Annotated in this window: 12 protein-coding genes, 1 pseudogene and 1 other annotated feature (1 of these 14 running past the window's edge); all 13 genes and pseudogenes read right to left on the bottom strand. The window is 34.8% G+C overall.

Features of this window, described 5'->3' with window-relative positions:
• Window positions 1-195, bottom strand: a binding site (T-box leader); it reaches 56 nt to the left of the window's first position.
• Window positions 196-240: 45 nt separating this feature from the next.
• Complete coding sequence (ytxC, locus tag AA0X71_RS06750) at window positions 241-1,098, bottom strand: putative sporulation protein YtxC (RefSeq protein ID WP_413360624.1); 858 nt, start codon at window positions 1,096-1,098, stop codon at window positions 241-243.
• 190 nt (window positions 1,099-1,288) lie between these two features.
• A complete protein-coding gene (dnaI, locus tag AA0X71_RS06745) occupies window positions 1,289-2,221 on the bottom strand; it encodes a primosomal protein DnaI (protein WP_413360622.1) in 933 nt (310 codons plus the stop codon).
• 17 nt (window positions 2,222-2,238) lie between these two features.
• Window positions 2,239-3,627 (bottom strand): replication initiation and membrane attachment family protein, encoded by a 1,389-nt coding sequence (locus AA0X71_RS06740; RefSeq protein WP_413360620.1) that lies wholly within the window; start codon window positions 3,625-3,627, stop codon window positions 2,239-2,241.
• A 118-nt stretch (window positions 3,628-3,745) separates the two neighbouring features.
• Window positions 3,746-4,204, bottom strand: a complete 459-nt coding sequence (gene nrdR / locus AA0X71_RS06735) for a transcriptional regulator NrdR (RefSeq protein WP_413360618.1) — start codon at window positions 4,202-4,204, stop codon at window positions 3,746-3,748.
• A 372-nt stretch (window positions 4,205-4,576) separates the two neighbouring features.
• Entirely contained in the window at window positions 4,577-4,951 is a 375-nt protein-coding gene (gene speD, locus AA0X71_RS06730) for an adenosylmethionine decarboxylase (RefSeq protein ID WP_413360616.1), read from the bottom strand.
• Window positions 4,952-5,214: 263 nt separating this feature from the next.
• Window positions 5,215-6,246 carry a glyceraldehyde-3-phosphate dehydrogenase gene (locus AA0X71_RS06725; protein WP_413360614.1) on the bottom strand — a complete coding sequence of 344 codons (1,032 nt, stop codon included), beginning with the start codon at window positions 6,244-6,246 and terminating at the stop codon, window positions 5,215-5,217.
• 142 nt (window positions 6,247-6,388) lie between these two features.
• The gene (gene coaE, locus AA0X71_RS06720; RefSeq protein ID WP_413360612.1) at window positions 6,389-6,997 is read right to left on the bottom strand and encodes a dephospho-CoA kinase; all 609 of its coding nucleotides are present in this window, start codon (window positions 6,995-6,997) and stop codon (window positions 6,389-6,391) included.
• Window positions 6,998-7,040: 43 nt separating this feature from the next.
• On the bottom strand, window positions 7,041-7,673 hold the full coding sequence (gene ytaF / locus AA0X71_RS06715) for a sporulation membrane protein YtaF (protein ID WP_019154806.1): 633 nt from the start codon (window positions 7,671-7,673) through the stop codon (window positions 7,041-7,043).
• Window positions 7,674-7,804: 131 nt separating this feature from the next.
• A pseudogene (locus AA0X71_RS06710) lies at window positions 7,805-8,140 on the bottom strand (zinc finger domain-containing protein); the annotation flags it as partial.
• A 450-nt stretch (window positions 8,141-8,590) separates the two neighbouring features.
• Window positions 8,591-9,460 carry a bifunctional DNA-formamidopyrimidine glycosylase/DNA-(apurinic or apyrimidinic site) lyase gene (mutM, locus tag AA0X71_RS06705; RefSeq protein ID WP_413360610.1) on the bottom strand — a complete coding sequence of 290 codons (870 nt, stop codon included), beginning with the start codon at window positions 9,458-9,460 and terminating at the stop codon, window positions 8,591-8,593.
• Window positions 9,461-9,492: 32 nt separating this feature from the next.
• The gene (locus AA0X71_RS06700; RefSeq protein WP_413360608.1) at window positions 9,493-10,296 is read right to left on the bottom strand and encodes a hypothetical protein; all 804 of its coding nucleotides are present in this window, start codon (window positions 10,294-10,296) and stop codon (window positions 9,493-9,495) included.
• On the bottom strand, window positions 10,293-12,743 hold the full coding sequence (locus tag AA0X71_RS06695) for a tyrosine-type recombinase/integrase (protein ID WP_413360606.1): 2,451 nt from the start codon (window positions 12,741-12,743) through the stop codon (window positions 10,293-10,295). The genes AA0X71_RS06700 and AA0X71_RS06695 overlap by 4 nt, the downstream gene beginning before the upstream one ends.
• Window positions 12,744-13,106: 363 nt before the next feature.
• Complete coding sequence (locus AA0X71_RS06690) at window positions 13,107-13,805, bottom strand: hypothetical protein (protein WP_413360604.1); 699 nt, start codon at window positions 13,803-13,805, stop codon at window positions 13,107-13,109.
• Between the last annotated feature and the right edge of the window lie 190 nt (window positions 13,806-13,995).

Here is a 13,995-nt window from a genome sequence, read left to right as displayed (position 1 = left end):
AAAGACGACGAAAAAATGACTTTAGTGACAACGTAACGGGGTTGACCGTCAACCAATACTAATAGCTTGTATCCTATGTTCCTGGTTGAAGTTTAGAGGTGGTAAGCATTCGATTCGTATTAGGAAGATTCCAGCCAAGTCTTCCCTCTCTATAAATCGGTTAAAGAACACTCATATCCTCATCAGCACTTTTACTGTATCCTTATATGTACGTAATTATAGTAGTTTAAAATCGGAAAATCAAGTTGTTTCAGATTTTTTATGCTGATGAAAATCGTTCGTGGACCTTAGCTGGACCCGTTCCTCAAAAATGTTTTGGATCGTGCGAACGAGTGGTTCCTCCACATCATCTACATACAAATAGATCTTGAAAGGGGTAAGGGAAAGGAGTGGTGCAATCGTAACCGAATCAATATAGACTGGGTGATTGGAGAGCAATTTCCGATCGATCATCCGTACCAGTTCCGCTCTTCTGATTTCCGAAAAATGTTCATCAAAGAACGATACCCCATTTTCAAATAAAAGATGTAATTGGTTAAACTTTGGCGTTCTATCCTTTAAAAATTGGCGTAATGTTTGAATAAATATTTGATATTCTTGTTCCATTTTGTATTCATCAATCGAGATTTCCACATACTTTTCTAATTGCTCCATATATGAGCGCATTCTAAAGCGGACAAAGGAATCAAATGAAAAGGAGTGCTGCTCATCAAATATTTGCGAAACAGCCTTCTCCATTTGCTGATTCATATTTGAATCATGAATCAAAGCCTCAAGATCTTCACGCTCACCTTCAATAATGGAATGAATGATCTCTAAAATTTGCTGAATCTCATCCTCATCCTCGTAAAAATATTTTTCTTTAAGGATCATTTTAAACCAATCATGAAGCTTAATTTTTATAATAAATTGGAGGAATGCTGCTTTACTAGCTTCTACTAATTCCAATATGTCTCGATCTATTTTCACCTTCGCTTTATGATCATCTTCATCCAGAAGAGTTATTTTTTCATTTAAAGATTTAGTCTGTACTTGATGTTGTATGTAATTGTGAAACTGGCTAGCATCCTCTTTATTCTGAAACGTAATTTCCGCCAACCAAATCCCCCCTTTAACGATCTCCTCTTGAGCTAATTCACAAGGGAACTAGTCCAAATCTCTGTAATCATATATATGGGGATTTTCACAAAAATAGAAGTGTTCCAATTAATTCTCTTTAAACGAAAAAGAAGCTGCTTGCAAAAGTCTTTTTGTCATCGACTTTCGCATCAACTTCTCTAACAAATTCTTATCTTCTTCGATTAGGTCCGTCTACTAAAACAGGATCGGTTAAAAATCGAATTCTTTCTAATATACGACGAGCTTTCATTTTTTCTTCCTCACCTCGTTGGCTGTAAGTGAGGTGATGTTCAAGTCCATCATAATCAAAGTTTGTACTGAAAAAGGTCGGCAAATATTCTTGCATTCTAAATTGCAGAATAGGTCCTAACACTTCATCACGAGTCCAGCTTGACATCGTCTCTGCTCCGATATCATCAATCATTAATACAGGTTGCTTTTTAATCGTTTCAATTTTTTCGTTCAAGGTAGAATCACCAATCGAATTTTTCAGCTCTCTTAATAGCTCTGGAAAATAAACAATCATTGAAGGTACGTTTTTCTTCGCTAACTCGTTGGCAACCGCTCCTAATAAAAAGGATTTGCCAACTCCAAACTTCCCGTAAAAATAAAGCCCTTTTTGCTTTCCATTCGGATCATAATTTTCAACGAATTGCTCCGCTCGATCAACTGCTTCTAATCGACTACCATCAAGTAAATCAATATCTGCGAAGGAGGCACGAATAATATCCTTTGGAACATGCATACTGCGAATAAGTTTTTCGCTTTTTCGCTTCTCATCATCCATAACTTTCCGCGGACAGCGATCATAATAAATATCAATCGCCCCTCTTCCTATAACGAGTTGAGGGTGGTAGCCTTTCATCAAGTTCTGACATTCTCCCAGGCTCGGACAATCTTGGCAATGTTTACTCTGATTGGCATAATCGTAAAGAGTCATCAAGCTCCTTTCGATCATGTCAGATGTAAGCTCTTCTTCATGGCGAACGAGAAATTCACGAACATAAGGATTTTGAAGGATTTCCTGTCTCATTTTTTTATAACGCTCTTGGAAACTCATACTGTTTCCCAATTTGTTTAGTGTTTCATTTATTTTTTCCATGTGAGAAGGTCACCTCCTTAATTTTTATATTTTCTCAATCGTTCTTCTAACGCCCGCTTCCTATCTTCAAGTTGAGCATCTTGATTGGATGTGGCAGAAGTTTCTTCTTTCTCATCAAACCAATCTGGTAGCGCTTCTGTCCGAATCGGCTTTCTGTTCGAATCTCTTTTCGCATTCTTATTATCGGCCCATTCCAAATACTGACGATGCTCTTTAATGGCCAGGTCCATTGCTTCTTTAACGGTAGAGATCTTTTTCCGATCCCAATGGGATGCAATTTTATCGACATACCCTTTGGTTAGCTTCATATCTGTTTTTAATAATACGTATTGGATCAGAACATTGACGACCCCAGGTAACAGCTTTTGTTTAAACATCACATCTTCAATAATCTTTAAGTCTGCTTTAGATGGTACTGTTCCCCCTGATATGTCTATTAAGAGCTGTTTTGGAGAAGTCGAATCTAAATAATGAATGAGCTTTTCTTCCTTTGTTTGCGGTTCAGCTACACTCGATTTTTTCAAAGTTGGCTGGATTTTCTCTACAAGTAACGGAAGTTTGTCCTGATGTTCAAGCTGATACCAGTCTCTCGCTGCTTTACGAAGCTCTTCAATATTTACTTTCCCTGCCATATCATCCATTGCTGATATAACTAGGTTTTTCATTTGCAGAGAATCGATACCATAAAGATACGATAGATTACTGATTGCATCTTTCACCTTTGCTGTCAGCGCCTTTTTCGGAACAAGCGCTTCGGATAATCCTGCCACCAAAAGGTCAAAATCAAAGCCTGTATGCGCATCAATTTGGATCCCATTTTGGGCCGTTCTTCCTATGTACGTTTGGTCTGTCTCTTGATTATGAACCTCATCAATCAGTTGAAAATTCTCTGGTATCGCTGAATCATAGACATCCTGGAACGCCCTTGTTACATCGTCATAACCATCAGTCACCGCAGGAAGCGCTTTATCAGAGAAGAATTTCTTCAACTTTGCAAACTGCGTTTTTCCCACTTTTTGATATAAATAAATGTTTAACATTCCATCTAAGAAGAATTGTTCTGGAGGCAATGGTGGTTGAAGCTCATATATAAATGAACGGGAACCTTCATTTGTTTGTACGAACGTTTTTAACAAGCCGATCCCTTCAAGTTTTAAGCGCGCTTCATAAATTGACTTTAAATGAAGATCCATAAAACTCATGAGACTATGGTGGGAATTGCTTTGAGACCATAATCTATTTTCTTCAACCTCAGCCCATAACGTCATATATAAACTCATGGAAATGGGACCAACTAAAGGCTGATACAACAACGTAATGATCTTTCGGTCATATTCGTGAAGTATTCCATTACTGGCCACTGTATATCGATCAATTGGCAACATTTCTTTCCAATGCTGGGCCATATGTGTTCCAACCTTTCTTTCAAAACCTTAATAAGAAAAAAAGCCAAAGGTATTCTTTAGCCTTAAAAATATGTTCATTCTAAAATGTCGGATGCCTTTCGCACGACTCACCCGACACTTATTGTTCTTTTTTTATAAGTTCTTTTAGTTCATCAATAAATACGTTGATATCCTTAAATTGACGGTACACGGAGGCAAAACGGACGTAAGCGACATCATCAATCATTGCCAGACGCTCCATCACCATTTCGCCGATGACCTCACTATCAATTTCAGATACCCCTTGACTGCGAAGTTCCTTTTCTACCTCAGCTGTTATATTCTCTAATTTCTGTAACGCAACAGGGCGTTTCTCGCAAGCTTTTATTAAGCCACGAAGGATTTTATCTCGACAAAATTCTTCTCGAGTTCCTTCCTTCTTTACGACAATTAAAGGAATCTCTTCAACCTTCTCAAAGGTCGTAAAACGAGAAGCACAACGTTCACACTCTCTTCTACGACGAATAGAGCGTCCCTCATCAACTGGACGGGAATCAAGGACTCGCGTATTACTATTTTGGCAGGAAGGGCATTTCATACAACAATCAGCTCCGAATTCTGAAATTCTTTCTATATGGCTCTTTTCTCGTACATTGTTGCTTCTTGAAGCATCAACAGTTGGTTAAATGACTATTGCATGCAGAGAAAAGCACCTGCATATTTTATCCGTACAATTATACTTCATATGGAATGCGGGCGGGCGGCACTATAGGACACCAGCAAAACCATAATCCGTACGAAATTAACCTTATAAATATATCTTATTAAAAAGGAGATAGTAGTACAAGTAATAGAAGGATGAAATCGATAAAATTAAAAAAAGAGGTGTTATGTCAAACACCTCTTGCGCTCGTTAGATTTGTTAACTTAAGTACCTTCTTCAAAGACCGTTCGTCTAATTTTCGTAAGGTTACAGATTGATTTTTTGCTTGACTTGAACAGGTCCCATTCCACGAGGGAGTTCAATATTTTCACGAGTTTGAGCTCCTAATGCTTCGGCAATGTGGTTAGCAGCAATATTCGGATCCATTTCACCACATGTGTACACGTCGATACTAGCATACCCATGCTCAGGAAAGCTGTGAATCGTTAAGTGAGACTCTGAAATAATAACCACTCCACTAACACCTTGTGGCGCAAACTTATGAAAGGCTACTTCCCGAATCTCAGCACCTGACTTTAATGCAGCATCTGCGAAAATTCGTTCAATTTGTTCAATATCATTTAGCTTTTCAAAATCGCAACCCCATAACTCTGAAATAACATGACGACCCATTGTTTCCATATTCATTTTCCCCCTTTTTGCTTTTTACGAAAACAGCATGAATTTTTCTAGTGGACGATTACTACCACGGGGGAAAGTTAGTCCAGAGAGGTCCTAACCCTTTAAGTAGTCACCAAATCCTTCATTCATGAAGTTCACGTGCATTAGTATACTTTGTTTATATTTCTTTTGCAATATATTGGGGGGAAATTTATGAAAAAACTATATTATTAAAGTCAGGAAAATCCCCTCACTAAATGCGAGGGGGCTACCTAGAAAACTTTTTAACTTACTTTCACTTTTGCTGTTTGAAGCAAGGCATTTGCTACATGCTTCGTTAAATCAACAACACGGCAAGAATAACCCCACTCATTATCATACCATGCTAATACTTTTACTTTATTGGCACCCATAACCATCGTTGATAAGCCATCAACAATAGCTGAATGCTCATTTGTATTAAAGTCAACAGAAACTAACGGTTCTTCTGTTAAATCCAATATTCCTCTTAACGATCCCTTAGAGGCAGATACGAATGCATCATTGACCTCATCAACGGTTACCTCTCTTTTTAAATCAACAACGAGGTCGACTAAAGAAACATTTGAAGTTGGGACCCTTAAAGCCATTCCATGTAGCTTTCCTTTTAAACTAGGAAGAACGAGGGATAACGCCTTCGCTGCTCCAGTTGAAGTCGGTATAATCGACTGGGCACAGGCTCTTGCACGTCTTAAATCTTTATGTGGATTATCAATATTTTTTTGGTCATTTGTGTAAGCATGAACCGTTGTCATTAACCCATTGACGATTCCAAATTGTTCGTCCAACACCTTCGCAACAGGAGCTAAACAATTGGTCGTACATGAAGCATTTGAAATGATATCATGTTTTTCCAGATTGAGGTCGTGTTCATTCACACCCATAACGATCGTTACATCTTCATTTTTGCCTGGAGCAGTTAAAATGACTTTCTTTGCTCCTGCTTGCAAATGCAAACTTGCTTGATCCCTAGAATTAAATTTCCCCGTTGCTTCAATGACTATATCAATCCCGTATTCCTGCCATGGAAGCTCTGCAGGATTTCGATTGCTTAATAGTTTAACTCTTTTCCCATTAACGACTAAGGCTTTGTCTTCTGCGATAATGTTGCCCTCGAATTTCCCGTGATTTGTGTCATACTTTATTAAATGTGCCAACGTTTCCGCCGGATAGCTTGCATTGATTGCTACAATTTCTAAACGATCTTCAAGAATGGCTTTTCTAAACACCATTCTACCAATTCTTCCAAATCCATTAATCGCAATTTTTGCCTTCATCTTTCGGCTCCTTCCGAATAAATGTTATACTTTTAAACCTATTATCACAATTAGTATAACACAATAGATAAAATTTGTGATGAAATAAATGCGGAAATAATGAAAAATGATACTCAAACATAAAAAAGAAGCTTTTCAGCTCCTATTTGTCATTCAAGATCCCCCACAACTGAAGGATTTCAGTTAATTGTCTTTTCGTTTCTTCGATCGTCCCATTATTATCAATCATGGCATCACTTAATTCAATTTTATCCTTTAAAGGCATTTGCGAGTGAATTCGTGCAAGTGCTTCTTCTTCTGTAAAATGGTTTCGTGCCATAAGTCTTTTTAGTTGCGTTTGTTCATCGACGTACACCAATAACGTTTTTTCGACCATATGAGTTAACTTGCTTTCAAATAAAAGGGGGATGTCCAAAACGATTAGTTTTTCTCCATTTTTTATAGCCTGCTCGCGCTTTTCATTCATCCTTCTCCGTACATCTGGATGAACAATGCTGTTTAACTTCATTCTTTTTTCTTCATCATGAAAGACAACGTTTCCGAGCTTTGCCCGGTCAATTTCCTTATTTTCTAACAAAACCTCTTGCCCAAAATAAGTGACAATTTCATGATAAGCTGGCTCCCCTACTTCCACAGCAAAACGGGATTCTAGGTCCGCATCAATAACGGGAAATCCTTTTTCCTTCAGTAAATTGGAAACTGTACTTTTTCCACTAGCAATTCCACCGGTTAATCCTACAACTAATGCCATCACGATTCCTCACTTTAACTTCGACTGCTACTTCAATAAATTGTTACATTTTCCATATCCCGATGAAAATGAGTAAAATTCCAGGGATAAACGAAAATTTTTGCAAGACACTATTTTTCGAAAGAACAACACCGATTTTCATTCCGATTGTCACAAAGAGCGAACTCATGACTGCTACTGCAATGGCTAATGCAACTGGTGAGTACCCTAACATCGCTGCCCCAATTCCAGCTCCAAAGGCATCAAGAGATAACGCAAAGCCTAGCATGAATGCCTCAATTCCCGTAATCGTTCCTGATTTATCGAAATCAGCTGACATCGGCTTCTTTAAAATATTAATGACAATCCCGAGTGATTTAATTTCAAAATTAACAATCATTTTTTCATGGGGGAGCGCTTCTTTCGATTTTTCCGAGCGAAAAAATTGATACAAGATCCATCCACCTAATAATACAAGTACGATTCCCCCGATTTTCTCTGCCATATCAGGAGAAAGAAAGGCTTCAACCATTTTTCCAACAGCCATCGCTCCGACTAAAGTGATCGCTGAACAACAGGCAATAATGATAATCGATTTAAAAGGGATTCGCATTTTTCGAAGCCCATAAGTAAATCCAACACTAAAGCTATCTAAGCTTACCGCAAATGCAAGTAGAATAAGTGAAAATGTAAACACTGGTATTAGCTCCTTCCCATCAAAAAGCTAAGATAGTATATGGAAGGAGCCATTCCAATGTTAATATTTAGATTTAATGAATGTCGAAAAAGGCGCTTGTTCAGCCAAAAATGTTCAGTCTTTACTGTCGATTATTTTTTTATCTTACTTGCCTTTTTTGATTTTTGACACTTTGGACAAAAGACCGTACCTCTGCCACCAACTACGATTCTTTCAAGTTCAGACGAACAAACCTTACATTCCTCACCTTTTCGTCCGTATACATATAATTCCAATTGAAACATCCCAATTTGTCCCTGCGTATTCACATAGGAGCGAACTGTGCTTCCCCCTTTTTCAACTGCATCCTCTAATGTTTTCACAATTTCAGCATGTAATGTAACAAGTTCTTTTTGCGATAAGGAATTCGCTGCTCTTTCAGGATGAATACCCGCTTTAAATAAGGATTCATCTACATAAATATTCCCGGAACGATGGGTTTATAAAATTTAATATTTAACAAGAACAGTACTGACAAGCATTTTTCGTGATTTAAGGGAAAAATATCCCTCTATATGCTTGCTCCATTTAAATATTACTCTAAGAGTAAAAAAAAATAACATAAATATTACTCTTTAATATCCCTCACAATGTACCTTATTAGTATAGATTAACAAAGTCAGTAAATAAAAGGGTTAATTGAGAATTAAGTAATGTTAAATTTTTGTACGTCTAATCGGAGGGGGATTGTAATATTTCTTTACAGATATTAACTTCATTAAAAGGTCATTCTTTATGATAAGTTCCCACAAATTGCAAAAATAAATAACGTATACTCGTCCTCCTAAATATTTATTTAAGAGTATTATAAATCTTCTTAATAAACAAAAAATAAGATACTCCACGAGCATCCTATTTTAATAATAATATTTATATAATCAATCCTTCTGGCAGTGTGGACAAAAGAAGGATGAACGCCCATCAATTTTTACGTTATCTATATCCCTTCCGCATTCTGGACAAGATTTTTTATTATATACCATATGCAGTTCCTGAAACGTTCCTTTAATTCCTTCTGAGTTTACGTAGTTCCGAATCGATGAACCACCCATATTTATCGCTAATTCAAAAGTGTCTTTAATATGTGACAACAATACCAACAATTTCTCATCAGTAACCTTTCCAACGGGAGTTAACGGGTGTATTCTAGCGCGAAAAAGACATTCCGCTGCATAAATATTTCCCACCCCCTGTATTATCTCAGGCATCATAATAACTTTTTTTATCGGCTTGTTTTGTAGTGTTTTTCTTCGTATGTTGTATAAAAACATTTGGGGAGCTGTGGGAGAGGAGGGGTCGGGTCCTACCTTTTGAACTGGGGTATAATTCATATATTCCTCCGCTGTTAATGCTCCTATCCAACCAAAGCGCCTCTGGTCAGAATAAACTAAGATTGATTTGTCTTTTAATGTAATCTGCAAATGAATGTGTTTCCTATAATTAGGTGCAATCTCCTCAAGTGTATTTACATTAAAAAATGCCCCAGTCATACCCAGATGGGATACCATATATATTGTAGAAGAATCCGCTTGCTCACAATGAAAAATAAGGTACTTTCCCTTACGTTCAAGTTTTCTTATTTTGGAACCTTCTAAACGGTCGCTAAAAATTTCAACATTTTGTCTTCCTATATTTTTTAAAGGAATGGTAATTTTTTGATGAAAAACATCTACACTTGTTATTACCTTTTCCAAAATTTTTGGTTCTAAAGAATTTAATACTTGCTGTACTTCTGGACCCTCTGGCATATTTATCCTCCTTTCTTCTAACTATATATAATTTATTTTTTAATACGGCTCTCTGCAACAATCGACTTAAAAAACAAGCCAGCATCTATTTCGCTCTCCAATTTATCCCTCATAAAATCCAAGTATTGATAGACATCATCTTTATTTAGGTATATCCCTTTGAATTGGTTTCCGCTAGTTTCAATGACAGGCAAATTAGAATTATTTTCTGATACATACAAGTTTGTTACAAAGTGCTCCAACTTAGAATTTGCAATCTTTAAATCGCGTTTTAGTTTCCCATAATCTTTAGTACTAATCCCATTATGGTTTTCAACTTGTCTATCTTTACTATAAAACTTTGTTTCAATTTTTTCGAACAATTTTATATATTCATCTGTGGAAGAAAAGATACTTGTGCTTAGTTCCATTTGTTTATTTACAACAATCCATTCCCGCAAAAAACTCTTAGTAAATTTGTTACATTCTATTTCACCCTTAACAATGCCCGTAATTAACTCGTTTGCGTACCTTTCTATTGTTTTCAACTTCTCACGAAGTTTTCTTGCTTTTGCCTCTTGCGCTGCTTTTAAAGATTTCTCATTAGGTTTGACACCCTTTATCTTGGCTATCCACTTAGGAATATTCTCTTTATAATAATCTGATTTAGAAAGGGTATTAACATTAATATGTCTATCCCTATTTCTGTCATCGTTTTCAATTGGATATAGTTTAATAATGGTATCTACGATTTTTTTGTTTGTTATTCTGTTAATACCATTATCACTTAAAAATTGAATGGCATTAAATACAGCCTCCTCCTTCATTTTTCTTAGATACTCATTTCTGCTATTCATGAAAACACCTTCTTGTTAGTTCTGCTAACAATCAAGTGAATTCTCGAAACTATTCCATCATGAAGTTTCCCCTTATTCATTTCATTCTTAATCATTTTAATAACTTCCTTATCAAAATCAACCTTACGAACTCTTTTAACTAACTTCGATAAGAATTTCACAGCTTCTTCGTTACTCCAATTAAAGTTTTCTTGGGCTAGAAGTGTCCTGCTTTTAGCCTTTTCAATACCTTCAAATCTATCAAGTATTGTCATTAATAACATCTGAAAACTATTAAATTGTTGTTTCTTACGAAGATTTTTGTCATTCAACCTTTGTATTTCAAAATCAATAACTTTTAGTTGATTCTCTAAAATAACTGCAAAATTAAGAACAGCCTCATGTGATGCTCTACCAGAAACAAAATCGTTACATCCTAAGCAGCCAAGACCATTTTCTCCACAAGAAACTTTGGTTTCGCAATTTGTATTTATATCAATATAATCAATAGCTTGTTCGTTAGTTATATGTTCATTTATCTTTAGTTCGTCCAAGTAAATTTCAATATCATTATTCAAAAGCATCTGCTTTCTATTAATACTATCATCTATAATGAACGAACTTGGCGATACTAATTTATTTTTTGCCCCGTAATGGTCATTTTCTTCCATTAACTTTGCTACATCCATAACACCAAAAGCTGCTTTTTTATATGTTTCCTGACTCTCCTCGTTTTGATGTCCAATAGTCTTAGCTATCTCGATAGAATTAGTCATTCCATACAGAACCAACTTATCAATGTGCATATGTCTAATTTCATGTAAACTAAATAGCGGAGTAGGTTCTTCAACCTTACGCTCCATATCTTGATAACTATTATATAAATCCCGTTGCATTATATCATAGTGAGAACCACAAATAATTGCATTCTTTTTTTGAACACCATCAAGATAATTACTCAATTGGGAGTGAGAAAAATGTTTTAAAAATTGGTTTGGAAATAACCATCTTGTTTTACTGCTGGGTTCCTTTACGTTTTCATACATTCTTTCGGATATTTTAATAGTTTCATTTAAAATATCAAAATGCACCATGTCATATTCATTATTTTTACCTCTATATAATTCAAATACCCTATCTGAATTTTTTTTCTTTGTCTTAATAATAAAATATGGCTTCTTATGCTTTAAAGTACTTTTCACCTTATCCAATTCCAGTTCACTAATTTCAGAAATGCGAGCCCCTGTCAAAAATGTTAACCAAATAATTCTAGAAAGAAAAAATCGCTTTTGAATTTCATTTGACCATAGCGCCTTTTCTAATTCTACTTTTGTTTTGTAAATTTCACTGTATACTGATGAAACCAAGGCGCCATGTGCAGATTCCATATAAGCAATGTGTGTCGCATCTCTTGGTTTTTTAGGAATATGAATTTGACTAAAAATAGTGTCATCAAAATATTTATCTATATCAGAACCATATATATTCTCGTTGTAATTTCTAATGATTGTTCTAATATGTCCGAAATCATTTATTAATGATTTTTCATATAGATATGCACCAATGTATATATCCCTTAACACAGGAGTAACATCCTTTAAACAAACACACTCATTATTAATAGCAAAATCAGTAAAATCAGCCCAACATCGAATTTTAGTTTCTATTGTTGCAGCTTTAGAATTTTTTTTACTGAAATACTCGTTTACTTGTAATTCCAGAGCAAGAAAGAATTCTGTATTACTATGTTTATCCATTCTTTCATGGAAATGTTTCCAAATCTTATCTTCTTCATTTAGAGTTTCCTTCCCCATAGTTCTATTGAAGAGGTACTCTAACAAATTATCCCTTTGCAATAAAATTCCATTTTGAATGAAATCATAAGCGGATATTGTTACAAATTGCCTTATCCTTTCAACTCTATTGCCTTTTAATGCAGCAAATATTCCACCTTTTCCACAATGTTTTACTAATTCATTTATAACAACCTCATCGCTTAGCTCATTAGGTTTATAAAACAAAACTAAAGAAGTATATAAATATTTAAGTCGATTCTGCTCATCTTGGACATCATTCAATTCCGGAAAATACTTAGGCTTCGCTTTTTTATAGACGTAATATAATGCACTTTTTCTTTGAGGGCTCGGGGTTTTATAAACATATGTTTCAATAATTTCCCTGTTCATTGGAAGTCTGGCAAATAACATATTAATAGTTATATAAGACAAAAGCTCTGCCTGTAAGTGAGGACTAAATTTTTTCATAAACTTTAGTGTTATGGAAGATAATTGATTTTTAGAAAACATCCCATTTTCTTTTAACACTCGAAACATTTTCACATAGTCATTGTTAGAATATCCAAAAATATTTCTAATTCTTAAATACTCATCGAGGGTAAATATATCAAGTTTGTTATCTACTTTTAAAAGTGTTTCTTCAATGAGTGGCTGAAGAACGGATGTACTCATATATTTATATCTCCTTTAATGAAATTTAAGTTGAAAATCTTCATTTTTTTCTTCTATCAAATCCAACCCCCTTCCAAATTTCAGTCTTTTTAAAAAGGATTTTCGATATTCCTTTAAATTATGGGGATTATTACAATATATCTTGCCTGATTGTATGGTGTTTCTAATTTAATTTAGCAATAAAATAAGAACTAATGTTCGTAATTCTTATTTGTATTATATGACAAATTGCTGGAAAATTAAATACCCTTTCATAAAAAAGATGCGTTACATTGTTTTGTAACACACCTCAAATTTTAATAGTAAAAATAATTTTTTAAATACGGTTAAACGTTGAATTTACTACTTGAAAGCGTAAAATTCTTACGACCCATTATTCATTTTTAGTTTATCAAAACAATCTTCCAGACATGGTATTACAAGTTCGGCAATATCACCAATGTACTTATCATCCACCTTGTTTAAAAATCGCAATAATGTGTTTAATATTTTTTCAATATCTACCGCCAATGTTTTATCTTTACTTATCTGTTTTCTTAATTTTTCAAGAACAAATTCGGATTCATAAACATTGGTTTTCTCGCGTCTACCTAAAATATCGTCTCTGTCAATTTGCGGGATAACTTTTTCCATTATCAATATCACATCGGCATTTATATCTTGATTTCCCTTAAAAACTTCCTGGGCGGAACGGCGACCGTGACCAGTAACTTCAACAATTAAATCGGACCATTCCCTAATTAACTCTTCCTTGTATTTTATCCGTTCATTTATATCAGTTATATGGGTGGGAATGTTCCTTTCAACAATATTCACGATATTGGCTCTTATTGTATTTTTATATGTATCATCCAATATAGATTTAAAATGTATAGGCTCAAGATTGTTATTCTTTTCTTTTAAACCATCAATATAAGTAAAGTTATTTTCAAGTTCTTCCTTTGGAGCATCTATATCAATCCCTTGCGATTCCGCCATGATTTCAAGTGTTTCTTGTACCTTTAATATTTCAGCAAATAAGTTAGCATATTGTAGATACAACTGTTCAAAGACTTTTTCCATTTATTTTTCTCCCTCATGTTATTGATTTGAGTTATTTTAAATGAAACCCAAAGTGGCACTCAGTATATACAGAGTACCAACAATGAAAGAATTTTTGAATATTATTTTCAATAATTTAGACATATAAAAACTTCAATTCAATTATGTTACCAATCCTAAATTTTACGCACCACAGCCCTAGATAAACAGT

The organism is Robertmurraya phoenicis (assembly GCF_047302285.1).
GTDB lineage: Bacteria > Bacillota > Bacilli > Bacillales > Cytobacillaceae > Robertmurraya.
The sequence above is the reverse complement of the archived record's forward strand: the minus strand, read 5'-3'. Positions and strand labels throughout refer to the sequence as shown.

What these genes read in the sequence shown, in the direction of transcription:
- AA0X71_RS06725 (WP_413360614.1), bottom strand. Translation starts at nt 6,246, where the DNA reads ATGAAGGCAAAAATTGCGATTAATGGATTTGGAAGAATTGGTAGAATG.
- AA0X71_RS06740 (WP_413360620.1), bottom strand. Translation starts at nt 3,627, where the DNA reads ATGGCCCAGCATTGGAAAGAAATGTTGCCAATTGATCGATATACAGTG.
- AA0X71_RS06690 (WP_413360604.1), bottom strand. Translation starts at nt 13,805, where the DNA reads ATGGAAAAAGTCTTTGAACAGTTGTATCTACAATATGCTAACTTATTT.
- speD (WP_413360616.1), bottom strand. Translation starts at nt 4,951, where the DNA reads ATGGAAACAATGGGTCGTCATGTTATTTCAGAGTTATGGGGTTGCGAT.
- dnaI (WP_413360622.1), bottom strand. Translation starts at nt 2,221, where the DNA reads ATGGAAAAAATAAATGAAACACTAAACAAATTGGGAAACAGTATGAGT.
- AA0X71_RS06700 (WP_413360608.1), bottom strand. Translation starts at nt 10,296, where the DNA reads ATGAATAGCAGAAATGAGTATCTAAGAAAAATGAAGGAGGAGGCTGTA.
- coaE (WP_413360612.1), bottom strand. Translation starts at nt 6,997, where the DNA reads ATGGCATTAGTTGTAGGATTAACCGGTGGAATTGCTAGTGGAAAAAGT.
- nrdR (WP_413360618.1), bottom strand. Translation starts at nt 4,204, where the DNA reads ATGAAATGCCCTTCCTGCCAAAATAGTAATACGCGAGTCCTTGATTCC.
- mutM (WP_413360610.1), bottom strand. Translation starts at nt 9,460, where the DNA reads ATGCCAGAGGGTCCAGAAGTACAGCAAGTATTAAATTCTTTAGAACCA.
- AA0X71_RS06695 (WP_413360606.1), bottom strand. Translation starts at nt 12,743, where the DNA reads ATGAGTACATCCGTTCTTCAGCCACTCATTGAAGAAACACTTTTAAAA.